This is a genomic window from Streptomyces zaomyceticus, from assembly GCF_014656215.1.
In the GTDB taxonomy this organism is placed as follows: domain Bacteria; phylum Actinomycetota; class Actinomycetes; order Streptomycetales; family Streptomycetaceae; genus Streptomyces; species Streptomyces zaomyceticus.
The window spans coordinates 126,140-150,923 of record NZ_BNBZ01000018.1 but is presented as its reverse complement, the minus strand read 5'-3'; the positions used below and the strand labels follow the sequence as shown (position 1 = coordinate 150,923).

At 69.1% G+C, this 24,784-nt stretch carries 22 protein-coding genes and 1 tRNA gene; 10 read left to right on the top strand and 13 right to left on the bottom strand.

The genetic code is table 11. The features are described from left to right. The first annotated feature begins 17 nt into the window (after positions 1–17). Positions 18–1,406, top strand: a complete 1,389-nt coding sequence (locus IE311_RS23220) for a serine/threonine-protein kinase (protein ID WP_189833708.1) — start codon at positions 18–20, stop codon at positions 1,404–1,406. Between the two features lie 19 nt (positions 1,407–1,425). Here IE311_RS23220 and IE311_RS23215 read toward each other — a convergent pair whose 3' ends face one another. The 11 genes from IE311_RS23215 to dnaA all read right to left on the bottom strand — a co-directional run bounded on the left by IE311_RS23215 (position 1,426) and on the right by dnaA (position 16,178). Next, positions 1,426–2,736, bottom strand: a complete 1,311-nt coding sequence (locus tag IE311_RS23215; protein WP_189833707.1) for a hypothetical protein — start codon at positions 2,734–2,736, stop codon at positions 1,426–1,428. Between the two features lie 491 nt (positions 2,737–3,227). Further along, a complete protein-coding gene (locus IE311_RS23210) occupies positions 3,228–3,362 on the bottom strand; it encodes a DLW-39 family protein (protein ID WP_003958712.1) in 135 nt (44 codons plus the stop codon). A gap of 168 nt (positions 3,363–3,530) precedes the next feature. Beyond that, a tRNA-Ile gene (locus IE311_RS23205) sits at positions 3,531–3,604 on the bottom strand. A gap of 109 nt (positions 3,605–3,713) precedes the next feature. Continuing rightward, positions 3,714–4,382, bottom strand: coding sequence for a DUF3566 domain-containing protein (locus tag IE311_RS23200; RefSeq protein ID WP_229902094.1), 669 nt, complete (start codon positions 4,380–4,382; stop codon positions 3,714–3,716). A gap of 4 nt (positions 4,383–4,386) precedes the next feature. Beyond that, on the bottom strand, positions 4,387–7,026 hold the full coding sequence (gyrA, locus tag IE311_RS23195; protein WP_189833705.1) for a DNA gyrase subunit A: 2,640 nt from the start codon (positions 7,024–7,026) through the stop codon (positions 4,387–4,389). Between the two features lie 41 nt (positions 7,027–7,067). Then, positions 7,068–9,098 (bottom strand): DNA topoisomerase (ATP-hydrolyzing) subunit B, encoded by a 2,031-nt coding sequence (gene gyrB / locus IE311_RS23190; protein ID WP_189833704.1) that lies wholly within the window; start codon positions 9,096–9,098, stop codon positions 7,068–7,070. 412 nt (positions 9,099–9,510) lie between these two features. Continuing rightward, positions 9,511–10,065: a DUF721 domain-containing protein gene (locus IE311_RS23185; RefSeq protein WP_189833703.1), complete on the bottom strand. Its 555-nt coding sequence runs from the start codon at positions 10,063–10,065 to the stop codon at positions 9,511–9,513. Then, complete coding sequence (gene recF, locus IE311_RS23180) at positions 10,062–11,183, bottom strand: DNA replication/repair protein RecF (RefSeq protein ID WP_189833702.1); 1,122 nt, start codon at positions 11,181–11,183, stop codon at positions 10,062–10,064. Before recF ends, IE311_RS23185 begins: the two co-directional genes overlap by 4 nt. Before the next feature lie 60 nt (positions 11,184–11,243). Next, complete coding sequence (gene gnd / locus IE311_RS23175; RefSeq protein WP_141298773.1) at positions 11,244–12,122, bottom strand: phosphogluconate dehydrogenase (NAD(+)-dependent, decarboxylating); 879 nt, start codon at positions 12,120–12,122, stop codon at positions 11,244–11,246. Between the two features lie 144 nt (positions 12,123–12,266). Further along, positions 12,267–13,397, bottom strand: a complete 1,131-nt coding sequence (gene dnaN / locus IE311_RS23170; RefSeq protein WP_030205035.1) for a DNA polymerase III subunit beta — start codon at positions 13,395–13,397, stop codon at positions 12,267–12,269. 1,014 nt (positions 13,398–14,411) lie between these two features. Beyond that, positions 14,412–16,178: a chromosomal replication initiator protein DnaA gene (gene dnaA, locus IE311_RS23165; RefSeq protein ID WP_189833701.1), complete on the bottom strand. Its 1,767-nt coding sequence runs from the start codon at positions 16,176–16,178 to the stop codon at positions 14,412–14,414. Positions 16,179–16,574: 396 nt separating this feature from the next. Here dnaA and rpmH point away from each other — a divergent pair, with 396 nt between their 5' ends. The 9 genes from rpmH to IE311_RS23120 all read left to right on the top strand — a co-directional run bounded on the left by rpmH (position 16,575) and on the right by IE311_RS23120 (position 23,299). Continuing rightward, complete coding sequence (rpmH, locus tag IE311_RS23160; protein WP_030205020.1) at positions 16,575–16,712, top strand: 50S ribosomal protein L34; 138 nt, start codon at positions 16,575–16,577, stop codon at positions 16,710–16,712. A 20-nt stretch (positions 16,713–16,732) separates the two neighbouring features. Continuing rightward, positions 16,733–17,104, top strand: coding sequence for a ribonuclease P protein component (gene rnpA / locus IE311_RS23155; protein ID WP_189833700.1), 372 nt, complete (start codon positions 16,733–16,735; stop codon positions 17,102–17,104). Next, on the top strand, positions 17,101–17,427 hold the full coding sequence (gene yidD / locus IE311_RS23150; protein ID WP_015034858.1) for a membrane protein insertion efficiency factor YidD: 327 nt from the start codon (positions 17,101–17,103) through the stop codon (positions 17,425–17,427). The genes rnpA and yidD overlap by 4 nt, the downstream gene beginning before the upstream one ends. Before the next feature lie 3 nt (positions 17,428–17,430). Then, positions 17,431–18,747, top strand: coding sequence for a membrane protein insertase YidC (gene yidC, locus IE311_RS23145; RefSeq protein ID WP_189833699.1), 1,317 nt, complete (start codon positions 17,431–17,433; stop codon positions 18,745–18,747). A gap of 29 nt (positions 18,748–18,776) precedes the next feature. Further along, a complete protein-coding gene (locus IE311_RS23140; protein ID WP_189833698.1) occupies positions 18,777–19,286 on the top strand; it encodes a Jag family protein in 510 nt (169 codons plus the stop codon). A 117-nt stretch (positions 19,287–19,403) separates the two neighbouring features. Then, positions 19,404–20,120, top strand: coding sequence for a 16S rRNA (guanine(527)-N(7))-methyltransferase RsmG (gene rsmG, locus IE311_RS23135; protein WP_189833697.1), 717 nt, complete (start codon positions 19,404–19,406; stop codon positions 20,118–20,120). Positions 20,121–20,356: 236 nt separating this feature from the next. Further along, entirely contained in the window at positions 20,357–21,433 is a 1,077-nt protein-coding gene (locus tag IE311_RS23130; protein ID WP_073908721.1) for a ParA family protein, read from the top strand. Then, complete coding sequence (locus IE311_RS23125) at positions 21,430–22,521, top strand: ParB/RepB/Spo0J family partition protein (protein ID WP_189833696.1); 1,092 nt, start codon at positions 21,430–21,432, stop codon at positions 22,519–22,521. The genes IE311_RS23130 and IE311_RS23125 overlap by 4 nt, the downstream gene beginning before the upstream one ends. 160 nt (positions 22,522–22,681) lie before the next feature. Then, positions 22,682–23,299: a GNAT family N-acetyltransferase gene (locus IE311_RS23120; RefSeq protein WP_189833695.1), complete on the top strand. Its 618-nt coding sequence runs from the start codon at positions 22,682–22,684 to the stop codon at positions 23,297–23,299. A gap of 109 nt (positions 23,300–23,408) precedes the next feature. Here the strand turns inward: IE311_RS23120 and trxA are convergent, their stop codons facing one another. Beyond that, positions 23,409–23,741, bottom strand: a complete 333-nt coding sequence (gene trxA, locus IE311_RS23115; protein ID WP_189833694.1) for a thioredoxin — start codon at positions 23,739–23,741, stop codon at positions 23,409–23,411. A 47-nt stretch (positions 23,742–23,788) separates the two neighbouring features. Further along, positions 23,789–24,754, bottom strand: coding sequence for a thioredoxin-disulfide reductase (gene trxB, locus IE311_RS23110; RefSeq protein WP_189833693.1), 966 nt, complete (start codon positions 24,752–24,754; stop codon positions 23,789–23,791). Positions 24,755–24,784 lie beyond the last annotated feature (30 nt).

Sequence of the window (24,784 nt, the reverse complement as noted above, 5' to 3'; positions counted from 1 at the left end):
GGAGCGGGCGCAGCACGATGGGTGAGGTCTTCGCCGGGCGTTACGAGTTGGTCGACCCGATCGGACGGGGCGGGGCGGGCGCCGTGTGGCGCGCCTGGGACCACCGTCGCCGGCGTTATGTGGCGGCCAAGGTACTCCTGCAGAGCGACGCTCATACGCTGCTCCGTTTCGTCCGCGAGCAGGCCATGCGGATCGACCATCCGCATGTCCTCGCGCCGGCCAGCTGGGCCGCGGACGACGACAAGGTCCTGTTCACCATGGACCTCGTCGCCGGCGGCTCGCTGGCCCATGTCATCGGCGACTACGGGCCGCTGCCGCCCCGGTTCGTCTGCGTCCTGCTCGACCAGCTGCTCTCGGGCCTGGCCACGGTGCACGCCGAGGGGGTCGTGCACCGGGACATCAAGCCCGCGAACATCCTGCTGGACGTGACCGGCACCGGCCGGCCGCATCTGCGGCTCTCCGACTTCGGCATCTCCATGCGTAAGGGCGAACCGCGCCTCACCGAGACCAACTACGTCGTGGGCACGCCCGGCTATTTCGCGCCCGAGCAGCTCCTCGGCGCCGAGCCGGACTTCACCGCGGACCTCTTCGCCGTGGGCCTGGTCGCGCTCTATCTGCTCCAGGGCCGCAAGCCGGACTCCCAGGCCCTGGTCGAGCACTTCGTCGCCCACGGCACTCCCGGCGCGCCCCAGGGCGTTCCAGAGCCTCTGTGGCAGGTGCTCGCCGGGTTGCTCCAGCCCGATCCGCAGGCCCGCTTCCGGACCGCGACGGGCGCGCGGAAGGCGCTGAGCGCCGCCGTCGAGATGCTTCCCGAGCCGAGCGCCGACGAGGACCGGGTCGAGATCTTCGACCAACTCGGTCCCCTGCCGTCCGGCTTCGGCCCCCAGGGCCCTCTGGGGCCCGCCGACGCCTCCGCTCCCTCCGGTCCCGCCGGCGACCCCGCCGCGGCCGTCCAGGGCGCCTCCACGGGCGCCGCGCCCGGTTCCGCGCCGTCGCCCGGCCCGCTGCCCGTAGCACCCCCGCAGCAGCCACCACAGCCGCAGTACCAGCCACCGCACCCGGGCACTCCGAGTACGGCCCCGCTCGCCGCCGGAGTGCCGGCTCACGTGCCGGTGCCCGTTCCCTCCGAGACGGGCAGCTTCCACCTGCCTCCGCCGGCCACGCATCCGACCCCCTCCTTCGAGCAGACCCCCACCGCGGGCGCGCCGTACGGACAAGCCCCTACTCATCCATACACCGCTCACCCGCATCAGGTTCCCGGGCAGTACGGGGCGCCCTTCGCCGCCCCGGCGGCCGGCCCCGCCCCCGTACGCCGACCGGGACCGCCCCCGAAGGTGGCGATCCCGGTCCTGCTGCTGGCGCTGGTCTGCTTCGCGGTCGGATTCTGGGCCCTCGCCCAGATCTGACCCCTCGCCCGCGGGCGTCCTACGCCGCCCGCCGCCGCGCGATCAGCGTCCAGGCGCCGAGCCCGAGGAGCAGCACCGTGCCGCTGCCGATTCCGGCCGCCGCGACGACCCGCATGGCGCTGTTCGTCTCCGTCGCCCGGGCGCCGGTGGCGCCGTTCGCCGCCGCTTCCTTGTCGTCGGCGGTCACGGTGAACGGCCCGGGGTCGCCGTCGTACCCGGGGCCGGGCTCGGCGTCGTTCTTCACGGAGACCCGCAGGGTCAGCGGGACCGCCTTGTCGCCGAACTCCTCGGCCACCGCCGGGCTGAGCGTGGCCGACAGGTAGTACCAGCCGGCGAAGCGCATGCCGCTGGTGGCGTTGTCGTAGGTGTGGCGGTTCTCGTGGGCCACCGGCCGCAGCGGGTCGAGCGCCAGCGTCGTGGGCTCCCCGCCGTAGCTGACCGTGTTCATGTCGACGAAGCCGAGAGCCGGGTTGTCGAGCGAGAGGGTGAGCGCGTTGCTGACGGAGTCGCCCTCGGCGCCGCTGCCCAGTTCGGCGCTGGCGAAGAGCTGCTGCCCCCAGTCGACGGGCACGCGGTAGAAGAGCGTCTGACCGGGCCGGATGTCGGCCCGCCACTCGCCCTCCCGGAGCGAGACGGCCTCGTGGAATCCGGCGCCGCCCTGCCTGTTCTGCTGGCCTCCGGCCGGCGGGGCGGGTGTGGCCGATGCCCAGGTCTCGGGGAGCTCGGTGGGGCCCGCCTTCTTGAGGAGCGGCTCGGACACGTGCCGGAGTTCCAGTTCCCAGTCGTCCGGGGTGGAGACCGCCGCCGACTCGCGTTCGACGAGCACGTAGTGGGCACCCTCCTTCTGGCAGCTGGAGGATTCCGGGTCGATGATCCGGCGGGCGTAGGCGGCGAGCGGCCGGGCGTACTCCCCCGAGCCGAAGTTGACCTCCTGGTAGCCGCACTCGGCTCCGGTGGTGTCCTGGATGCTGACCTTGAAGCCGTCGCCGTACTCGACCTTGCCACCGGGCTTGGGGACGGCGACGACGGACACGTAGGTGTTCCGCTTCGTGTCGAGGTCGATCCGGTAGTAGACCTTGCCGTCCTTCTTGAGGGTGTCCCGGTACGTCTGCCCGGTCTTGAGGGCCTTGGCGTCCAGGCTGGAGGCGGCGCCCCGCACCCGCTGGGCGGACCCGTCGAAGGCGTACGGCGGTACCGCGGTGCCCTCGGCCCCTTCGGCCGCGCGGGCCTGCACGGGCAGCGCCGTCACCGCGCCCACCGCCGCGACCGCGGCGATCAGGGCTCCCGCCGTCCGGCCGATCCCGGTCCGCCTCCCGGCCTGCGTGCTCACGCGTTTCTCCCGTCCGTTCCTGCCCTGCGCCGCGCCCGCCCGAGGGCGATCAGCACCCCGGGGAGCGGCACCGGAGCCCCGCCGCCGACCGCGACGGCCGTGGTGCCGGTCCATCCTGCCCCGCCCGTACCTCCGGTGTCCGCCCGCGGAGTGGATTCGTCCTGCTTCGCGGGTCCGCCACGCGCGCGCGTGGCGCTCGGGTGCCGTCGCACCGCCCGATCCCCGGACAGGACGGTGCGGGTTCGATGGTTCCGGGGCCGGCTCGGGCAGGCCTCGGGGGCCTTCCGCGGCGAGGGCCCGTTCGTCGAACTCCCATGAGCGTCCGCGTTGTTCGCGCCGGCTCACGCCTGTTCGCGATCATTCGAATTTGCCTGAGCAAGCAAATGATTTGCTCAGGCGAACTCAAGGGTCCCCGCGTCGAAGCCCCCGAACAGCGAAACCCCGGCGGCGCTCACGCGCGGCCGGGGTTTCACCCACAGAATGTGTGTGTCTCAGACACCGGAACCTGCGGGCACGGAGTCGGTCGCCTCCGTCCACAGGTCCTGCTCGGCGCGATCCGCCTGAATCTGGCGGTACACGAGGAGCCCGCCGATGGCGGCCAGTGCGACCAGGAGAAGCTTCTTCACCGCGCGACCTCGTCTTTCGTTGACGTAGGAGACTTCTGACGCCCACTCTACACATCGACCGATACCGATCGGTGACCTGTGCGAGCTTCGAAACCGGTTCAAACCTGGAGAGGCCCCGGAAAAGCAGATCGACCCGGACGGAGGAACCGTCCGGGTCGATCGATACTGTGGGGCTAACAGGATTTGAACCTGTGGCCTCATCCTTATCAGGGATGCGCTCTAACCAACTGAGCTATAGCCCCGCCGCGCTTTGCGGTGTGTGTCCCGCGCGCTGACTCCTGAACATTAGCGCACCTGGGGGCCAGTCCCAAAATCGGTAACCACCCGGCCCCCGCGCACGTCATCCGGCCGTCACTCGTCCTCGGCGAGCGTGAGCTCCACGCCACCCACGAAGCCGGCCGACAGGTTGTAGATGAACGCGCCCAGAGTCGCCAGCGCGGTCATCAGGACCACGTCGATCACGGCGATCACCGAGGTGAACATCAGCACCCGCGGCAGCGACAGGAACGACTGCAGATCGAAGCCGTTGGACTCGTTCGAGCCCGTGGCCTCGCTGATCGTCCCGCCGACCGTCGAGAAGACGCCCATGGCGTCCATGACCATCCAGAGCACCGCCGCGGCGACGATCGTGCAGATGCCCAGCGCGATGGAGAGCAGGAAGCTCACCTTCATCACCGACCACGGGTCGGCCTTGGCCACCCGCAGGCGCGCCTTGCGCGTACGGGGCGTCGTGCGTGCCCCCGTACGCGGTCGGCGCACGGCACCGGTCTGACCGCCCGCCGTGCCGCCCGACGCCGGAGCGCCGTACGCCTGCGGAGGGTGGTAGGCCCCGCCCGGCTGCTGCGCACCCGCGCGCTCGCCGGGCAGCGGCCCGTTGTAGGTCTCGTACGAGGGCTGCTGCCCCCGAGTGTCCGTCACCGCAACCCCCTGGGAGTCCGTGGCGGAGCCACGGGCGCCGTTCGCTCCAGCACCAGCAGAAGCTCCGGCGGCCGCCGATCCGGCGCCCGTGGCTCCACTCACGCTCTTACTCCTCGTGCTCCCCGGCCGAGGGCTCCGTGCCCTCGACTGCCTCGGCCTCGACCACCACGGTCTCGGCCACCGCGCTCTCGGACGCCTCCACGGCGCCTTCCACGTCCTCGGCGTCGTCGACGTCGTCGTCGCCGCCGGCCTCGGCGTTCCGTGCGATGCCGACGACGGCATCGCGCTTGCCCAGGTTGATCAGCTGGACGCCCATGGTGTCACGGCCGGTCTCCCTGACTTCGTTGACTCGCGTACGAATCACACCGCCGGACAGCGTGATGGCGAGGATCTCGTCCGTCTCCTCGACCACCAGCGCGCCCACGAGCGAGCCGCGGTCCTCCACGATCTTGGCGGCCTTGATACCGAGGCCGCCACGGCCCTGGACGCGGTACTCGTCGACGGGGGTGCGCTTCGCGTACCCGCCGTCGGTCGCGGTGAAGACGAACGTACCGGGCCGGACGACATTCATCGAGAGCAGTTCGTCGTCGGCTCGGAAACTCATCCCCTTGACGCCCGAGGTGGCACGTCCCATCGGGCGCAGCGCGTCGTCGGTCGCGGTGAAGCGGATCGACTGCGCCTTCTTGCTGATGAGCAGCAGATCGTCCTCGGCCGAGACCAGCTCGGCGCCGATCAGCTCGTCAGCGACGCCCTCGGCGCCGTTGTCGGTCTCCCGGAGGTTGATCGCGATGACACCACCGGAACGCGGCGAGTCGTAGTCCTTCAGCGCGGTCTTCTTGACCAGACCGGCCTTGGTGGCGAGCACCAGGTACGGCGCGGCCTCGTAGTCGCGGATCGCCAGGATCTGGGCGATCTGCTCGTCCGGCTGGAAGGCCAGCAGGTTGGCCACGTGCTGACCGCGCGCGTCCCGCCCGGCGTCGGGCAGCTCGTACGCCTTGACCCGGTAGACCCGGCCCTTGTTGGTGAAGAAGAGCAGCCAGTGGTGGGTGGTGGAGACGAAGAAGTGGTCGACGATGTCGTCCTGCTTCAGCTTCGTGCCCCGCACGCCCTTGCCGCCGCGCTTCTGCGAGCGGTAGTCCTCGGTCTTCGTCCGCTTCACATAGCCGCCGCGGGAGATCGTGACGACGATGTCCTCCTCGGCGATCAGGTCCTCGATGGACATGTCGCCGTCGAAGGGCACGAGCTTGGACCGGCGGTCGTCGCCGAACTTGTCGACGAGCGCGGCCAGTTCCTCGCTGACGATCGCACGCTGGCGCTCGGGCGAGGCCAGGATCGCGTTGTACTCGTTGATCTTGGCCTGGAGTTCGTCGTGCTCGGCGACGATCTTCTGGCGCTCCAGGGCGGCGAGCCGGCGGAGCTGCATCTCCAGGATCGCGTTGGCCTGGATCTCGTCGATCTGGAGCAGGTCCATCAGGCCGCCGCGGGCGACCTCGACGGTGTCGCTGCGCCGGATGAGCGCGATGACCTCGTCGATCGCGTCGAGCGCCTTGAGCAGACCGCGCAGGATGTGGGCGCGCTCCTCGGCCTTGCGCAGCCGGAACTTCGTCCGGCGGACGATGACCTCGATCTGGTGCGTCACCCAGTGGCGGATGAACGCGTCCAGCGAGAGGGTGCGCGGCACGCCGTCGACGAGCGCCAGCATGTTCGCGCCGAAGTTCGTCTGCAGATCGGTGTGCTTGTACAGGTTGTTGAGGACGACCTTGGCGACGGCGTCGCGCTTGAGCACGATGACGAGGCGCTGACCGGTCCGGGACGAGGTCTCGTCGCGGACGTCGGCGATGCCGCCGATCTTGCCGTCCTTGACCAGGTCGGCGATCTTCTGCGCGAGGTTGTCCGGGTTGGTCTGGTACGGAAGCTCCGTGACCACCAGGCACTGGCGGTTGTGGATCTCCTCGACCTCGACGACCGCGCGCATCGTGATCGAGCCACGGCCGGTGCGGTACGCCTCCTCGATGCCCTTGCGGCCGACGACGAGCGCGCCGGTGGGGAAGTCCGGGCCCTTGATCCGCTCGATCAGGGCGTCGAGGAGCTCCTCGTGGCTGGCGTCGGGGTGCTCGAGCGCCCACTGCGCACCGGCCGCGACCTCGCGGAGGTTGTGCGGCGGGATGTTGGTGGCCATACCGACGGCGATGCCGGCGCTGCCGTTGATCAGCAGGTTCGGGAAGCGGGACGGCAGAACCGTCGGCTCCTGGTTGCGGCCGTCGTAGTTGTCCTGGAAGTCGACGGTCTCCTCGTCGATGTCCCGGAGCATCTCCATCGACAGCGTCATGAGCTTGCACTCGGTGTAACGCATGGCGGCGGCCGGGTCGTTGCCCGGGGAGCCGAAGTTGCCGTTGGAGTCGACGAGCGGCATGCGCATCGACCAGGGCTGGGCCAGGCGGACGAGCGCGTCGTAGATCGAGGAGTCGCCGTGCGGGTGGTACGTACCCATGACGTCACCGACGACGCGGGCGCACTTGTAGAAGCCCTTCTCGGGCCGGTAGCCGCCGTCGTACATCGCGTACAGCACGCGACGGTGGACGGGCTTGAGGCCGTCCCGGACGTCGGGCAGAGCTCGGGACACGATGACGGACATCGCGTAGTCGAGGTACGAGCGCTGCATCTCGGTCTCGAGCCCGACGGGCTCGATGCGCAGGACGGGCTCTTCTTCTTCGGTGGTCCCGGTCGGGGTGTTTTCGTCGGCCATTGCTGGTCGTCAGTCCTTTCGTACGGTCAGCTGAGACCGACTCAGATGTCGAGGAAGCGAACGTCCTTGGCGTTGCGCTGGATGAACGAGCGCCGTGCCTCGACGTCCTCGCCCATCAGCACCGAGAACAGGTCGTCGGCCTGCGCGGCGTCGTCCAGGGTGACCTGGCCGAGTACGCGGTGCTCGACGTCCATGGTGGTGACGCGCAGCTCCTCGGCGTTCATCTCGCCGAGACCCTTGAAGCGCTGGATCGAGTCTTCCCTGATCCGCTTGCCGCTCTGCTTGCCCAGCTCGACGAGCGCGTCCCGCTCCCGGTCCGAGTACGCGTACTCGAAGTCGTCCCGGCCCCACTTGATCTTGTAGAGCGGCGGGCGGGAGAGGTAGACGTGACCGGCCTCGACCAGCGGCCGCATGAAGCGGAAGAGGAAGGTCAGCAGCAGGGTGTTGATGTGCTGACCGTCGACGTCGGCGTCCGCCATCAGGATGATCTTGTGATAGCGGAGCTTCTCGATGTCGAAGTCCTCGTGCACACCGGTGCCGAAGGCCGAGATGAGCGCCTGGACCTCGGTGTTCTGCAGGATCTTGTCGATCCGGGCCTTCTCGACGTTCAGGATCTTGCCGCGGATGGGCAGGATGGCCTGGTACATCGGGTTGCGGCCGGACTTGGCCGAGCCGCCGGCGGAGTCACCCTCGACGATGAAGATCTCGCACTTGGCCGGGTCGTTCGACTGGCAGTCGGACAGCTTGCCCGGCAGCGACGCCGACTCCAGGAGGCCCTTGCGACGGGTCAGGTCGCGCGCCTTGCGCGCGGCCACGCGCGCGGTGGCGGCCTGGATCGACTTGCGGATGATGTCCGCGGCCTCGATCGGGTTGCGGTCGAGCCAGTCGTTGAGGTGCTCGTAGACCGCCCGCTGGACGAAGGTCTTGACCTCCGTGTTGCCCAGCTTGGTCTTGGTCTGGCCCTCGAACTGCGGCTCGCTCAGCTTGACCGAGATGATCGCGGTCAGACCCTCGCGGATGTCGTCGCCCGTGAGGTTGTCGTCCTTCTCGCGGAGCAGCTTCTTGTCGCGCGCGTACTTGTTGATCAGCGAGGTCAGCGCTGCGCGGAAGCCCTCCTCGTGCGTGCCGCCCTCGTGGGTGTGGATGATGTTGGCGAAGGAGTAGACGCCCTCGCTGTAGCCGCTGTTCCACTGCATCGCGACCTCGAGGGACAGGGCCTTGTCCTTGTCCTCCGCCTCGAGGTCGATGACGGTGGGGTGGACCAGCTCGCCCTTGCGCGAGTTGAGGTACTTCACGAAGTCGACGATGCCGCCCTCGTAGTGGTACTTCACCGTGCGCGCGGCCGGCTCGGCGGCCGCCTCGGCGTCCGGGTCGTCGGCGCCGACCGTGGCCTTGGCGGACTCGCGCTCGTCGGCGAGCGTGATCGTCAGGCCCTTGTTGAGGAAGGCCATCTCCTGGAAGCGGCGCGAGAGCGTCTCGAAGGAGTACTCGGTCGTCTCGAAGATGTCCGGGTCGGCCCAGAACGTGACCGAGGTGCCGGTCTCGTCGGTCTCCTCGTGCTGCGCGAGGGGCGCGGTCGGGGCGCCCATCTTGTAGTCCTGGGTCCAGCGGTGGCCGTCCGTCTTGATCTCGACGGAGACCTTGGTGGACAGGGCGTTCACCACCGACACACCGACACCGTGCAGACCGCCGGAGACGGCGTAGCCGCCACCGCCGAACTTTCCGCCCGCGTGGAGCACGGTCAGCACGACCTCGACGGCCGGCTTGCCCTCGGAGGCGACGATGCCCACCGGGATGCCGCGGCCGTTGTCGACGACGCGCACGGCGCCGTCGGCCAGGATCGTCACGTCGATGGTGTCGGCGTGGCCGGCCAGGGCTTCGTCGACCGAGTTGTCGACGACCTCCTGCACCATGTGGTGCAGACCGCGCTCGCCGGTCGAGCCGATGTACATACCAGGGCGCTTGCGCACGGCATCCAGGCCTTCGAGGACCTGGATGTTGCTGGCGGTGTACTGGTTGTTCTCGTTGGGGTCGCCGGAATCGGCCACGAAGCGCCCTTTCTGGCACAGCACAGGCCGTTCTCCGGGCATACGGGAGCGGCTGCGTCGTTCGACTTGTTCCGCAGGGTGGCGGGATTGTCTCCCAGTCTACCGGTAGCGCCGACAGTCATGGGGGTTTGCCGGTGCCTGAGTCCGCATGTGCCGCCCTGAGCGGGAGCCAAACGACTCCCCATATCCGGACAGGGGCTTCAGAGCCCCCTGACGGCCACCCAGCGCTTCGGGCCGTAGCGCGCTGTGGGCGGAGGCGGAGCCAGGTCGTGGACACCCTCGCCGCAGCGTCGTGGGCATGGGTTCCGCGAGGGCGGAACGCGCGGGCAGACCGCCCCCACGGCACGGCACCCGCACCACCGGGACCCGCTCACCAGGGCTGCCGCGCGACCCGGAACCCGCTCCGGTTCGAAGGGACGGGTCCGGAAGAGACGGCCTAGCCGTACGTGTCTCCCGGGCCCACGGACCCCGGCGCCCGCAGCGGCCCGTACCCCCGCCGCGGCGCCCCCGGCCCGAGCACCTTGATCACTCGCACCGTCCCGTGCCCCAGATCCTCGTTCAGCCGCGCGACGAGCCGCGGCGCGAGCAGCCGCAGCTGCGTGGCCCACGCCGTCGAGTCGCACTGCACCGTCAGCACCCGCGCGTCCGGTTCGTCGTCGAACTTCAGCGGTACGCAGTGCTTGGCGAGGTCCTCGCCGACGATCTGCGGCCAACGGCCCATGACCCCGCCGACGGCGGCCGGTGTCTCCCAGCCCCGCTCGGTGATCAGCCGGTTGATCGCCGCGCCGAGCGCCATCGGGTCGCGCCCGTCCGCGCCCGCGCCGGAGCGCAGGCCGCCCCCGCGCCGGGCCTGCTTCTTCTGCTGGGCGGCCGCGCCCTTGGCCTTCGCCTGTTCCTTGGCGGCGCGCAGCGCGACCCGTGCGAGATCCACGCCCGAGGGTTCGGGAACCGACGGCTTGTCCACAGCCTGGGGAAGGTTTTCCTCGCTCATACGCGCTCCACCGTCCCGCCGGCCACCTCGTACCGGGTCCCCGCGAGCACCCCCGGTACGTCGTCGTCCACCGCGGCCGTCACCAGGACCTGCTCGCCGCCGGCCACCAGCTCCGCCAGCCGCTCGCGCCGCCGGGCGTCCAGCTCGGCGAAGACGTCGTCGAGGACGAGGACGGGCTCGTTGCCCTCGGACCGCAGCAGGTCGTAGGAGGCGAGACGCAGCGCGAGCGCGTACGACCAGGACTCGCCGTGGCTGGCGTACCCCTTGGCCGGGAGGTCGCCGAGCTTCAGGAGCAGTTCGTCGCGGTGGGGGCCGACCAGCGTGACGCCCCGCTCGATCTCCTGCTTGCGCACCTCGGCGAGAGCGGCGATCAGCTGCGCGTACAGCTCCTCGCGGGTGTGTCCGGTGCCCGGCGCGGAGGGCCGGTACTCCAGCAGGATCGGTCCGCCGCCGGGCGCGAGCTGCTCGTACGCCTTGTCGGCCAGCGGCTGCAGTACGGAGATCAGGTCGAGCCGCTGGGCGAGCAGTTCGGCCCCGGCCCGTGCCAGATGCTGGTCCCAGACGTCGAGGGTGGAGAGGTCCATGCCGCGGCCGCCGTGGCGCCTGGCCATCGCGGCGGACTTCAGGAGCGTGTTGCGCTGCTTGAGCACGCGCTCGTAGTCGGACCGCACTCCCGCCATGCGCGGCGTGCGCGCCGTGATCAGCTCGTCGAGGAAGCGCCGGCGCTCGCCGGGGTCGCCCTTCACCAGGGCGAGGTCCTCGGGCGCGAACAGCACCGTCCGTACGATGCCGAGCACATCACGGGGTCTGACCTGCGAGGACCTGTTGATACGGGCACGATTGGCCCGGCCCGGGTTGAGTTCGAGCTCGATCAGCTGGGAACGCTCGCCCTGGGTGACGGCGGCACGGATCACCGCGCGTTCCGCCCCCATCCGGACGAGCGGGGCGTCGGAGGCGACGCGGTGGCTGGAGAGGGTCGCCAGATAGCCGACGGCCTCGACCAGATTGGTCTTGCCCTGGCCGTTGGCGCCCACGAAAGCGGTGACGCCCGGGTCGAGCGGGACCTCGACCCGGGCGTAGGAGCGGAAGTCGGCCAGCGACAGATGCGTGACGTGCATGGTTGGGCGCCGACCTTCTTCCCCCGGCGGCTGTGCACCGCGGGGTGCACAGCCTGTGGATTACTTCTTCGTCTCGACCGCGTGGCCACCGAACTGGTTGCGCAGCGCGGCGATCATCTTCATCTGCGGGGAGTCGTCCTGACGGGAGGCGAACCGCGCGAACAGCGAGGCGGTGATCGCCGGCAGCGGTACGGCGTTGTCGATGGCGGCCTCGACCGTCCACCGGCCCTCGCCGGAGTCCGAGGCGTAGCCGCGCAGCTGGTCCAGGTGCTCGTCCTCGTCCAGCGCGTTGACCGCGAGGTCGAGCAGCCAGGAACGGATGACCGTGCCCTCCTGCCAGGAGCGGAAGACCTCGCGCACGTCGGTGACGGAGTCGACCTTCTCCAGGAGCTCCCAGCCCTCGGCGTAGGCCTGCATCATCGCGTACTCGATGCCGTTGTGGACCATCTTCGCGAAGTGGCCGGCGCCGACCTTGCCCGCGTGGACCGAGCCGAACTCGCCCTCGGGCTTGAGGGCGTCGAAGATCGGCTGGACCTTCGCGACGTCCTCGGCGGAACCGCCGTACATCAGCGCGTAGCCGTTCTCCAGGCCCCAGACACCGCCGGAGACGCCGCAGTCGACGAAGCCGATGCCCTTGGCCGCCAGCTCCTCGGCGTGCTTCTCGTCGTCGGTCCAGCGGGAGTTCCCGCCGTCCACGACGATGTCGCCGGGGGAGAGCAGGTCGGCCAGCTCGTCGATGGTGGACTGGGTCGCGGCACCGGCCGGAACCATGACCCACACGACGCGCGGACCCTTGAGCTTGCCCACAAGCTCTTCGAGGCTGTGGACATCGGCGAGGTCCGGGTTGCGGTCGTATCCGATGACGGTGTGGCCTGCGCGGCGGATGCGCTCGCGCATGTTGCCGCCCATCTTGCCGAGACCGACGAGACCGAGCTCCATCAGAGATTCCTTAAGCGTCGTGTGCGGTTTACCCGGGTCCGAGCCTACGCCCGGACCCGCATGCACACCTGTGGGGTCAGCCGCTCAGGCGATGCCCCGGCCGCGGTCTCCCCGGGGGTGCTTCCCCCGGGGACCCGGACGGCATCAACCGGACAGTCGCACCGGCATGATCAGGTACTTGTACGCCTCGTCCGCCTCGGCGTCCACGGCCGGCTTGCCGCTCAGCAGCGCGGGCTTGGTGGAGGTCGTGAAGGAGAGCTGGGCGACCGGGGAGTCGATCGCGCTCAGACCGTCCAGCAGGAAGGTCGGGTTGAAGGCGATCGAGATGTCGTCGCCCTCCAGCTGCGCGTCCACCCGCTCCACAGCCTGTGCGTCGTCGCTGGAGCCGGCCTCCAGGATCAGCACGCCCTGCTCGAAGCTCAGCCGGACCGGGGTGTTGCGCTCGGCCACCAGGGCCACACGCTTGACGGCCTCGACGAACGGCGCGGTCTCGATCACCGCGACCGAGTTGAACTCGGTGGGGAAGAGCGTCCGGTACTTCGGCAGATCGCCCTCGAGGAGACGGGTGGTGGTGCGGCGGCCCGCGCCCTCGAAGCCGATGAGGCCCTCGCCCTTGCCGGAGCCCGAGAGCGCCAGGGTGACCGTGTCGCCGCTGGTGAGTGCCTTGGCGGTGTCCAGGAGGGTCTTCGCGGGCACCAGGGCGACCGCGGAGGCGTCCGGGGACTCCGGCTTCCACAGGAACTCGCGGACCGCGAAGCGGTAGCGGTCGGTGGAGGCCAGGGTGACCGTGTCGCCCTCGATCTCGATGCGCACACCGGTGAGGACGGGCAGCGTGTCGTCACGGCCCGCGGCGATCGCCACCTGGGCGGCGGCGGAGGCGAAGACCTCACCGGGGACGGTGCCGGTCGCGGTGGGCATCTCCGGCAGCGCCGGGTACTCCTCCACGGGCAGGGTGTGGAGGGTGAAGCGGGAGGAGCCGCAGACCACGGTCGCCCGTACACCGTCTGTGGAAATCTCCACCGGACGGTTGGGGAGGGCGCGGCAGATGTCGGCGAGCAGTCGGCCGGAGACCAGGACGGTGCCGTCCTCCTCGACCTCCGCCTCGACGGAGACGCGGGCCGAGACCTCGTAGTCGAAGCTCGAGAAGCTCAGCGCGCCGTCCTCGGCCTTCAGCAGAAGGCCCGCGAGTACGGGAGCCGGCGGACGGGCCGGGAGGCTGCGGGCCACCCAGGCCACCGCCTCGGCAAGTACGTCGCGCTCCACCCGGATCTTCACCGGAACCGCCTCCTGCTTGTTGCTGGCTCTTCGTCGACTGCGGGAACCAGTCTGACGTACGCCGCCGACACTCGGTGCTGCTCGGGGTCAAGTCGAGACGAGAGCGGGTCGGAGCTCCGGCGCCGAGTTGTGCACAGGCCCCACTTCGAAGCGGATTCCGGGCTAACTCTATGTGGGAGTAGTAGTAGGGCCTGTGGAAACGGTGGATAACGTCGTTTTCGCAGGTCAGGCCCGGTTTTTTGTCCACTGCGCCTGTGGGTGGAGCCGGTGGACAACTGGGGTTCTCTGTGGACACCCGAAAGTTCTGCACACCCGGTACACAGGCCACGGGGAGTTCTCCCCAGCGCTGTCCCCAGCTTTACCCACGTTCCCCACAGCCCAACCGTCCTCCTTGGTGTGACGGCTTTCACTCGACGCGGTGAGAGGGGGTGATTCGTTGCCGAACAGTGGACAGGGGTGTGGAGAAGCTGTGGGCAACGGACCCGGCCCTGTGGGCAGCCGGTGGACAACCCTCCGGACCCCCTGTGGACGAAAGTCTTGTCCACAGCCTGTGGAGATCTTTTACCAACAATTCCACAAGGGCCTGACCTGGGGTGATGATCTGTCAACAGTCCAGCCTGTGGACACGATCCGGATAACTCGACAGTCCCCACCCTGTGGACGGGAGATCATCCCCCAATCTGTGGAGAACCCGCCACCGGAACGGAGTAATCGAACAGCCCGTCCCCCGGACGAGGTTGCCGTAGGGCCCCGAGCGGGGTCCGGCAGGGCTCGGACAGGGCTCCACGAGCGCTCGACGAGGGCTTCGGGACCGCCTCCCGAGGGCTCCGGATGGACTCCGGCGGGCCTCTGAAGCGTTTCTGGAGAACATCCACAGAGGTTCCCGAGAGGTGCCCGAGAGGTTCCTCGGGGCTCCGGAGAACTCCGGGAACGCCGAAGGGCGCCCCGGGAGGTGTCCCGGAACGCCCTGTCGGAGGCCGGCTGCGGCCCGTCGGTCAGTCGGTCAGTCGGCCGTCAGCCGTTCTTGATGCGGTTGGTGAGCTCGGTGACCTGGTTGTAGATGGAGCGCCGCTCCGCCATCAGGGCACGGATCTTCCGGTCCGCGTGCATCACCGTCGTGTGGTCGCGGCCGCCGAACTGCGCGCCGATCTTGGGCAGCGACAGGTCCGTGAGCTCACGGCACAGATACATGGCGATCTGCCGGGCCGTCACCAGGACGCGGCTGCGCGAGGATCCGCAGAGGTCCTCCACCGTCAGACCGAAGTAGTCGGCGGTGGCCGCCATGATGGCCGGTGCCGTGATCTCCGGCGACGAGTCCTCGCCGCCCGGGATCAGGTCCTTGAGGACGATCTCGGTGAGCCCGAGGTCCACCGGCTGCCGGTTGAGGCTCGCGAAGGCCGTCACCCGGATCAGCGCGCCCTCCAGCTCACGGATGTTCCGCGAGATCCGGGACGCGATGAACTCCAGCACCTCCGGCGGAGCGTTGAGCTGGTCCTGCACCGCCTTCTTGCGGAGGATCGCGATACGCGTCTCCAGCTCCGGCGGCTGCACGTCGGTGGTGAGGCCCCACTCGAAGCGGTTGCGGAGCCGGTCCTCCAGGGTCACCAGCTGCCGGGGCGGCCGGTCCGAGGAGAGCACGATCTGCTTGTTCGCGTTGTGCAGGGTGTTGAAGGTGTGGAAGAACTCCTCCTGCGTCGACTCCTTGCTCGCGAGGAACTGGATGTCGTCGACGAGCAGGATGTCCACATCGCGGTAGCGCTTGCGGAAGGCGTCGCCCTTGCCGTCGCGGATCGAGTTGATGAACTCGTTGGTGAACTCCTCGGAGCTCACGTACCGCACGCGGGTACCCGGGTAGAGGCTCCGCGCGTAGTGCCCGATCGCGTGCAGCAGATGGGTCTTGCCGAGGCCCGACTCCCCGTAGATGAACAGCGGGTTGTACGCCTTCGCCGGCGCCTCGGCCACCGCCACGGCGGCCGCGTGCGCGAAGCGGTTCGAGGAACCGATGACGAAGGTGTCGAAGAGGTACTTGGGGTTGAGGCGCGCGTGCTGCTCGCCGGGGGCGCCGGCGCCCTGCCCGGAGGTGGAGGAGCCCTGACCGCCGCCCGGGACACCCATCGGGCCGCCCGGCCGGGGACCGGGGCGGGCGCCGAGGTTCTGCGGGTCGGGGAGCTCGGCACGCTCCGGCCGCTGCTGCTCGTAGCCGCGGGACGGCTCGTCGTAGCGCGACTGGCGGGGCTGCTCGGGGCCGGTGTACGGAGCCCGCTCCTGGTAGCCGCCCAGCCGGGGCTGCTGCCAGGACAGGTCCTCCTGGGTGCGCGGCCAGGCGCCGGGGTCGGGCCGCTGCTGCGGGTAGTCCGGGTAGGCCGGGCGAGCGGTGGGCAGTCCGTCGTCGGGCAGGGGCCGGTGGCCGTAGCCGTCGTACTTCTCGTACGGCTCGGGCTGCGGGCGCTCGTCGTAGCGGCCCTGCTGCAGCTGCTGCGTCGGGGGCGCGGGGGGCGTGGGCTCGCCGACGGAGTCGTCCACGGTGATCGCGATCCGGATCGGGCGGCCGCACTCACGGCTGAGGGTCTCGCTGATCAGCGGGGCGAGCCGGCCCTCGAGGACGCGCTTGCCCCACTCGTTGGGCACCGCGAGGAGCGCGGTGTCGGCGACCAGGGCGAGAGGCTGGCAGCGCTCGATCCACTGCTTGTCCTTGGGCTCGATCCCCTGCTGGCCCTCGGCGAGAAGGTGCTCGAGGACGCGTGGCCACACTGCGGCAAGATCGGCAGGTACGTCAGCCACAGGGCACGCTTTCTCGCAGGTCCCACGATGGTGTGGTTTTCGGGGGACAGTGGGTCGATGTCCGTGAGGACAGGTCCGTGAGGACAGGTAAGGACAGAACGGAAAAGATTGTGGAGTCCATCCACGGTAGTCGTGGCGGATGACGTGGTTCAAGTTGTTGTCCACAGCCTGTGCACAATGGGAGGTGGCGACAGGTCGGTTTGACCGGATGGCGTAGCCGCGCGTACCGTAACCAGGTCGAGTTGTCGATGGCTGCTGCCGCCTGCCTCCGATGGGCAAAGATCACGGTCTGTGATCGTGTAGCGGTGCACTCGGGCGTATTGCGAGCTACTCGTGGGCGCACGGTGACAGCCAGGCGATGTCCCGCCATCTACGAATCATTTCTGGAGCCCCCGAGTGAGCAAGCGCACCTTCCAGCCGAACAACCGTCGTCGCGCCAAGACCCACGGCTTCCGCCTGCGGATGCGTACGCGTGCCGGCCGAGCCATCCTTGCGAACCGCCGTTCCAAGGGTCGCTCTGAGCTGTCCGCCTGATCTGCTTAACAGGTCATGACGTGCTGCCTACCGAGAATCGGCTGAGGCGGCGCGAGGACTTCGCAACCGCGGTACGCCGAGGTCGCCGGGCCGGTCGCCCGCTCCTCGTCGTCCACCTACGCAGCGGTGCAACGAGCCCGCACGCGCCTGGGGAGAGCGCTTCCCCGGCACGTGCGGGTTTCGTCGTGAGCAAGGCCGTGGGCGTTGCGGTCGTGCGCAACCAAGTGAAGCGTCGTCTGCGCCACCTCGTCCGCGACCGACTCACCGAGCTGCCCCCCGGTAGCCTGGTGGTCGTACGGGCGTTGCCCGGAGCCGGCGACGCCGACCACGCACAGCTGGCCCGAGACCTGGACGCCGCTCTCCAGCGGCTTCTGGGAGGTGGCACGCGATGAAGTACCCGCTGCTGGCTCTCATCAAGCTGTACCAGTGGACGATCAGCCCTCTTCTGGGACCCGTCTGCCGGTACTACCCGTCGTGTTCCCACTACGGATTCACGGCCATCGACCGGCATGGCGCGATCAAGGGCACAGCCCTGACCGCTTGGCGCATCCTGCGGTGCAACCCGTGGTCGCCCGGCGGTGTGGACCATGTCCCCCCGCGTAAGCGCCCCCGCTGGCACGAAATGCTGAGGAACGCGCTGCGTGGCGACAAGGGCGGTTCCACCGCCGAGACGAGCCCGGCCGCAGAGACTTCGCCCAATGCTCAAGGAGCCTGATTAGTGGACACGATTGCCAGTCTGTTCAGCTTCATCACCTGGCCCGTTTCCTGGGTCATCGTCCAGTTCCACAAGGTGTACGGGGCGATCTTCGGCCCGGACACAGGCTGGGCCTGGGGCCTGTCGATCGTGTCCCTTGTGGTGCTGATCCGGATCTGTCTGATCCCGCTGTTCGTCAAGCAGATCAAGTCGACCCGGAACATGCAGGCGCTCCAGCCGAAGATGAAGGCGATCCAGGAGCGCTACAAGAGCGACAAGCAGCGTCAGTCCGAAGAGATGATGAAGCTGTACAAGGAGACGGGTACCAACCCGCTCTCCTCGTGCCTTCCCATCCTGGCGCAGTCGCCGTTCTTCTTCGCCCTGTACCACGTGCTGTCCTCGATCGCCTCGGGCAAGGAGATCGGCGTCATCGACGGCCCGCTGCTCGCCAGCGCCCGTCAGGCCCACATCTTCGGTGCCCCGCTGGCCTCGAAGTTCACGGACAGCGCCGCTGAGGTCGCCGCTCTCGACGCCTCGCTGACCTCGGTCCGCATCGTCACCGCGGTCATGATCGTCATGATGTCGGCCTCGCAGTTCTTCACCCAGCGCCAGCTGATGATGAAGAACGTCGACCTCTCCGTGAAGACGCCGTACATGCAGCAGCAGAAGATGCTCATGTACATCTTCCCGGTGATCTTCGCCGTCATGGGCATCAACTTCCCCGTCGGTGTCCTCGTCTACTGGCTGACCACCAACGTGTGGACCATGGGCCAGCAGATGTACGTGATCAACCAGAACCCGACCCCGGGCAGCAAGGCGCAGGACTCCTACCTCCAGCGCCTGCTGAAGAGCATCACGCAGCACGGTGAGGTCCGCGGACGCCGGCGCAAGACCATCGTCAAGGTGATCGTCGCCAAGAGCACCAGCGACCGCAACGAGAACGAGCGCCGCTTCTTCTCGGGCCTGACCAAGGCCGGCTTCGCCGCCCAGCCCGACGGCACCGTGATCAAGAGCGACACCATCGAGGCCGAGGCCGAGGGCGGTGCCACCGCCAGGCGCCAGCAGCCCAAGCGTCAGACCAAGTCCCAGCGCCAGGCCGCCGCCGCTCAGCACGGCGTGGTGAAGGACACCGAGGACGACTCCGAGCCGGCCGCCGAAGAGGCGCCGACCACCTCGCTCGAGAAGAAGCCCCAGGGTCCGGCCAAGGAAGAAGCGAAGGACGAGGCTCAGGGCGACAAGCCCGCGCGTCCCCGCGCCAATTCCGGAGGGTCCCGTCAGCAGGGCAAGTCCGGACAGCGCAAGGGCCAGCAGCGGCCCAAGCACCCGTCCTCCAAGAAGTAAGCCTCGTCGAAGCAAGAAGGAGTCCATCCGTGACGGAAGGCACCACCTCCGCCGCCGCCGAGGGTGGCGACACCCTGACCCGCCTGGAGCAGGAGGGTGAGATCGCTGCCGACTACCTCGAGGGTCTGCTCGACATCGCCGACCTCGACGGCGACATCGACATGGACGTCGAGGCGGACCGGGCTGCGGTTTCGATCATCAGCGACTCGGCCCGTGAGCTGCAGAAGCTTGTCGGCCGTGACGGTGAGGTCCTGGAGGCCCTCCAGGAGCTGACCCGGCTGGCCGTGCACCGGGAGACCGGTGACCGCAGCCGTCTGATGCTCGACATCGCCGGCTTCCGTGCCAAGAAGCGCGCTGAGCTCGCCGAGCTGGGCGCCAAGGCCGCGGTCGAGGTGAAGTCCACCGGTCAGCCGGTGAAGCTGGACCCGATGACGCCGTTCGAGCGCAAGGTCGTGCATGACGCGATCGCCGCCGCCGGTCTGCGCAGCGAGTCCGAGGGCGAGGAGCCGCAGCGCTTCGTCGTTGTACTCCCGGCCTGAACCCTCACGTAGTGTCGGCCCCGTCTGTTCGCAGGCGGGGCCGATCTTTGTCAGCCTGATAGTCAGCCACCACAGTGCGCTCGCACGCGATGCGTGCGGTACGGAAGGACGGTTCCCGTGACGGAGGCAGCGGAGCTCCCCGAGGCTCCGGAGCAGGCGCGGACAGTCTTCGGTGAGTACTTCCCGGAGGCCGTACGGTACGCCGAGCTCCTCGCGGACGCGGGCGTGAAGCGCGGCCTGATCGGCCCGCGTGAGGTCCCGCGACTGTGGGAGCGCCACCTGCTCAACTGTGCCGTCCTCTCGGAGGTCGTCCCCGAGGGCGTCACCGTCTGCGACGTGGGCTCGGGCGCCGGCCTTCCCGGCATCCCCCTGGCGCTGGTCCGGCCCGATCTGAAGATCACGCTCCTGGAGCCGCTCCTTCGCCGGACGAACTTCCTCCAGGAAGTGGTCGAGATGCTCGGTCTCGACCATGTGACCGTGGCCCGGGGGCGCGCCGAGGAGATGCTCGGCAAGATCACGCCCGTGCATGTGGTGACGGCTCGCGCGGTGGCGCCGCTCGACCGGCTGGCCGGCTGGGGAGTTCCCCTGTTGCGGCCGTACGGGGAGATGCTGGCGCTCAAGGGCGACACCGCAGAGGAGGAGATCGTCGGTGCTCGCGCCGCGCTCTCCCGGCTCGGTGTGGTGGAGACCTCGGTGCTGCACGTGGGCGAGGGGATCGTCGATCCGCTGTCCACGGTCGTCCGCGTGGAGGTCGGCGAGAGCCCGGGTGGTGTGAGGTTCGCCGCCAAGCGGGCCAAGGCGGCCCGGACGAGTAAGACCCGCCGACGCCGCTGAGCGTCGCATTCGTACCATTTCGGAGTGTCGAACGGTCCCGGCCGGGCAGCAGGGGCATGGTGTTTCACGTGAAACATCGCTCACTGCTGCAGGGGATCATCAGCCGTGGTCGCGCGGCTGCCGCGCCCCGGGACCGTAGACCCCGCGTGAAGCCACCCGCGAGGGTTACGGAGATGTCCACAGAGGTGGATTCACCCACAGAACCACCGACCTCGCTGGTTCACGACCCCGAAAGCATGGCAGGCTCTCCCCATCGCGAGCCTGAAGCCGAGGAGAGTGAATCCTTGCGGTCCGACGCCAACATCGCGGGACCGATGACCGATCCGGTCCCCGGTCCCCGAACCGAATCGGTGGGGGAGGATGTTTCACGTGAAACACCGCCCCCGATGGACGACACCCCCATTGGTCGTGCTGCCCAGCTGGCAGTAGAGGCCCTGGGTCGTGCCGGTGAGGGACTTCCCCGCCCGGCTCAGACTCGCGTGATGGTGGTCGCCAATCAGAAGGGCGGCGTGGGCAAGACGACCACGACGGTCAACCTTGCCGCGTCCCTCGCCCTGCACGGTGCTCGGGTCCTGGTCATCGACCTCGACCCCCAGGGCAACGCCTCCACGGCGCTCGGCATCGACCACCACGCCGAGGTCCCCTCGATCTACGACGTCCTCGTGGACAGCCGGCCGCTCTCCGAAGTGGTGCAGCCGGTCATGGACGTGGAGGGCCTCTTCTGCGCTCCCGCCACCATCGACCTCGCCGGCGCGGAGATCGAGCTGGTCTCGCTGGTGGCCCGTGAAAGCCGCTTGCAGCGGGCGATCCAGGCCTACGAGCAGCCGCTCGACTACATCCTGATCGACTGCCCGCCCTCGCTCGGGCTCCTCACGGTCAACGCGATGGTGGCCGGAGCCGAGGTGCTGATCCCCATCCAGTGCGAGTACTACGCGCTGGAGGGGCTCGGACAGCTCCTGCGGAACGTCGACCTGGTGCGGGGACATCTGAACCCCGCACTCCATGTCTCGACGATCCTGCTCACCATGTACGACGGCCGGACGAGGCTCGCCTCCCAGGTCGCCGACGAGGTGCGGACCCACTTCGCCGAGGAGGTGCTGCGGACCAGCATCCCGAGGTCCGTCCGTATCTCGGAGGCTCCGAGTTACGGGCAGACGGTTCTCACCTACGACCCGGGCTCCAGCGGCGCCCTGTCGTATCTCGAAGCGGCACGTGAGATCGCCCTGCGGGGGGCCGCCGTGCACTACGACCCGCAGCATGCCCACCTCGGGCACCAGAACCACCAGCGCAGCATGTCGGAGGGGATCCAGTGAGTGAGCGACGTAGGGGATTGGGGCGTGGGCTCGGTGCGCTGATCCCGGCTGCTCCCCAGGAGCGGCAGGCGCCGACGGGCGGCGTGGGTGTGGCCTCCCCCGGAGCGGTTCCCGCCATGCCTTCGGACCGAGGGGTGGCCGCCGCCAAGCTGGCCACGCTCCCCCAGAGCGCGAAGTCCCCGGACTCCTCGGCGCAGTGGGCCCAGGCCGAACCGGTGGCCGTGCCGGAGTCCCCCGCCGGGGCACACTTCGCCGAGCTGCCGCTGGACAGCATCACGCCCAACCCGCGTCAGCCGCGTGAGGTCTTCGACGAGGACGCCCTGGCCGAGCTGGTCACCTCCATCAAGGAGGTCGGTCTGCTGCAGCCCGTCGTCGTGCGCAAGGCCGGTGCCGACCGCTACGAGCTCATCATGGGCGAGCGGCGCTGGAGAGCCTGCCGTGAGGCCGGCCTGGAGCGGATCCCGGCGATCGTGCGGGACACCGAAGACGAGAAGCTGCTCCTGGACGCCCTCCTGGAGAACCTCCACCGGGCTCAGCTGAACCCGCTGGAGGAGGCGGCCGCCTACGACCAGCTGCTCAAGGACTTCCACTGCACCCATGACCAGCTGGCCGACCGGATCGGGCGCTCGCGCCCCCAGGTCTCCAACACGCTGCGTCTGCTGCGCCTCTCCCCGCCGGTGCAGCGCCGGGTCGCCGCCGGAGTGATCTCCGCCGGCCATGCCCGTGCACTTCTGGCCGTGGAGGAGCCGGAGGCGCAGGACAAGCTGGCGTACCGGATCGTGGCCGAGGGCCTCTCGGTGCGTGCGGTCGAGGAGATCGTCACGCTGATGGCCTCGGAGCCCACCTCCGCGGTCAAGCCGAAGGGCCCGCGTGCGGGGGGCCGTGTCTCGCCCGCGCTGACCGATCTGGCGTCCCGGCTCTCCGACCGCTTCGAGACCCGGGTGAAGGTCGACCTGGGGCAGAAGAAGGGAAAGATCGTCGTCGAGTTCGCCTCGATGGACGATCTGGACCGGATCCTCTCGACCCTCGCTCCCGGCGAGGGACGGGTCATGGACCAGAAGAACGACGAGCAGGGTGCGGAGGGTTGATCCCTCCCACTTGCTGAGGTGGCCCAGGGCGGGCCGTGCTCCGGTCTTCACCGGAACGCGGTCCGCCCTTTGCCTGTGCGCGGTGTCCCACCGATCGCCTGATCGATACGATTCCAAGAGGCGTATCCGTACTCGATGGCGAGGGAAGTGGGGAGCGGCCGTGGGGCGTCGGCTTGTACCGCTCACGCTGGACAATCTTCCGGACCTGCCCAAGCGGTGTCGCTCCTGCGTCTTCTGGGAGCTCGACCAGGTCAGTGGAGAAGCCGCGGTGAAGGCGGGCCGTTCGGAGCCGGAGAAGGAGGCCTGGATCTCCGGCGTTCTGCTGGAGTGGGGCTCCTGCGGACGGGTGGTCTACGTCGACGAGGTGCCGGTCGGTTACGTCCTCTACGCTCCCCCGGCCTATGTGCCGCGCTCGACGGCCTTCCCGACGAGTCCTGTGTCGGCCGATGCCGCGCAGTTGATGACGGCCTGGATCATGCCCGGCTACCAGGGGCAGGGGCTCGGCCGGATGGTCGTACAGACGGTGGCCAAGGATCTGCTGCGGAGGGGGTTCAAGGCCATCGAGGCGTTCGGAGACGCCCGGTGGAAGGAGCCGGCCTGTGTGCTGCCGGCCGACCACCTGCTGGCGGTGGGCTTCAAGACGGTGCGGCCGCATCCGTCCTTCCCGAGGCTGAGGCTGGAGCTCCGGACGACGCTCTCCTGGAAGGAGGACGTCGAGATGGCACTGGACCGGCTTCTCGGCGCGGTGCAGAAGGAACCCGTTCTGAGGCCGCTCTAGCGTCCGGCCACGAGAACGGCCCGCTCCCGAAAGGGAGCGGGCCGTTTCTGTTTCACGTGAAACGCTGCTTCTGCTTCGGCTCCTGTTTCACGTGAAACAGGGGACGGCATCAGGCCTTGGACGGCTCGACGAAGTCCGCGAGGTCGCGCAGAATCGCGGCCTTCGGCTTGGCACCGACGATCGTCTTCACGACTTCGCCGCCCTGGTAGACGTTCAGCGTCGGGATCGACATGACGCCGTACTTGGCGGCCGTGGCCGGGTTCTGGTCGATGTTGAGCTTCACGATCTCGATCTCGCCGTGCTCGGCAGCGATGGCCTCGAGCGACGGAGCGATCTGGCGGCACGGGCCGCACCACTCGGCCCAGAAGTCCACCAGGACGGGCTTGTCGCTCTTGAGGACGTCCTCGTCGAAGGAAGCGTCGGTCACAATCTTGAGGGCCACAGCGGCCTCCTTGATCTCGCGGGGTGTGGGGTGGGGAGAGACGGGGATCAGACCACGGGGGTCTCGGCCAGCTTCTCGCTGTCGGCGAGCGCGGCCAGGAAGCGCTCGGCGTCAAGCGCGGCCGAGCAGCCGGTACCGGCCGCCGTGATGGCCTGGCGGTAGGTGTGGTCGACGACATCGCCGGCGCCGAAGACACCCGTGAGGTTGGTGCGCGTCGACGGGGCGGCCACCTTGAGGTAGCCCTCCTCGTCGAGGTCCAGCTGGCCCTTGAAGAGCTCGGTCCGCGGGTCGTGGCCCACGGCGATGAAGAGGCCCGTGACGGGCAGCCGGCGGGTCTCGCCCGTCTTCGTGTCGCGCAGGGTCAGTCCACTGAGCTTCTGCTCGCCGTGGATCTCGGTGACCTCGCTGTCCCAGGCGAACGAGATCTTCGGATCGGCGAAGGCGCGCTCCTGCATGGCCTTCGAGGCACGCAGGGTGTCACGGCGGTGGACGATCGTGACGGTCTTGGCGAAGCGCGAGAGGAAGGTGGCCTCCTCGATCGCGGTGTCGCCGCCGCCGACGACGGCGATGTCCTGGTCCTTGAAGAAGAACCCGTCGCAGGTGGCGCACCAGGAGACCCCGCGACCGGAGAGCGTGTCCTCGTTCGGGAGGCCGAGCTTGCGGTGCTGGGAGCCGGTGGTGACGATGACGGCCTTGGCGCGGTGCACGGTGCCGGCGGTGTCGGTGACGGTCTTGATGTCACCGCTCAGGTCCACGGCGATGACATCGTCGGGGACCAGCTCGGCGCCGAAGCGCTCGGCCTGGGCCCGCATGTTGTCCATCAGGTCCGGGCCCATGATGCCGTCACGGAAGCCGGGGAAGTTCTCGACCTCGGTCGTGTTCATCAGTGCGCCACCGGCGGTGACGGCACCTTCGAAGACCAGGGGGTTCAGCGACGCTCGGGCGGTGTAGAGCGCAGCGGTGTAACCCGCGGGCCCGGAGCCGATGATGATCACGTTACGGACGTCGCTCACGGGTTTCTTCCTCGTCTCTGCAGACTGCTA

Bases quoted from the DNA above. Each gene is read 5' to 3' on its own strand.
- gnd (WP_141298773.1), bottom strand. From the start codon at position 12,122: ATGGAGCTCGGTCTCGTCGGTCTCGGCAAGATGGGCGGCAACATGCGC.
- yidD (WP_015034858.1), top strand. From the start codon at position 17,101: ATGAAGTACCCGCTGCTGGCTCTCATCAAGCTGTACCAGTGGACGATC.
- IE311_RS23130 (WP_073908721.1), top strand. From the start codon at position 20,357: ATGGCAGGCTCTCCCCATCGCGAGCCTGAAGCCGAGGAGAGTGAATCC.
- IE311_RS23220 (WP_189833708.1), top strand. From the start codon at position 18: ATGGGTGAGGTCTTCGCCGGGCGTTACGAGTTGGTCGACCCGATCGGA.
- recF (WP_189833702.1), bottom strand. From the start codon at position 11,183: ATGCACGTCACGCATCTGTCGCTGGCCGACTTCCGCTCCTACGCCCGG.
- IE311_RS23185 (WP_189833703.1), bottom strand. From the start codon at position 10,065: ATGAGCGAGGAAAACCTTCCCCAGGCTGTGGACAAGCCGTCGGTTCCC.
- gyrA (WP_189833705.1), bottom strand. From the start codon at position 7,026: ATGGCCGACGAAAACACCCCGACCGGGACCACCGAAGAAGAAGAGCCC.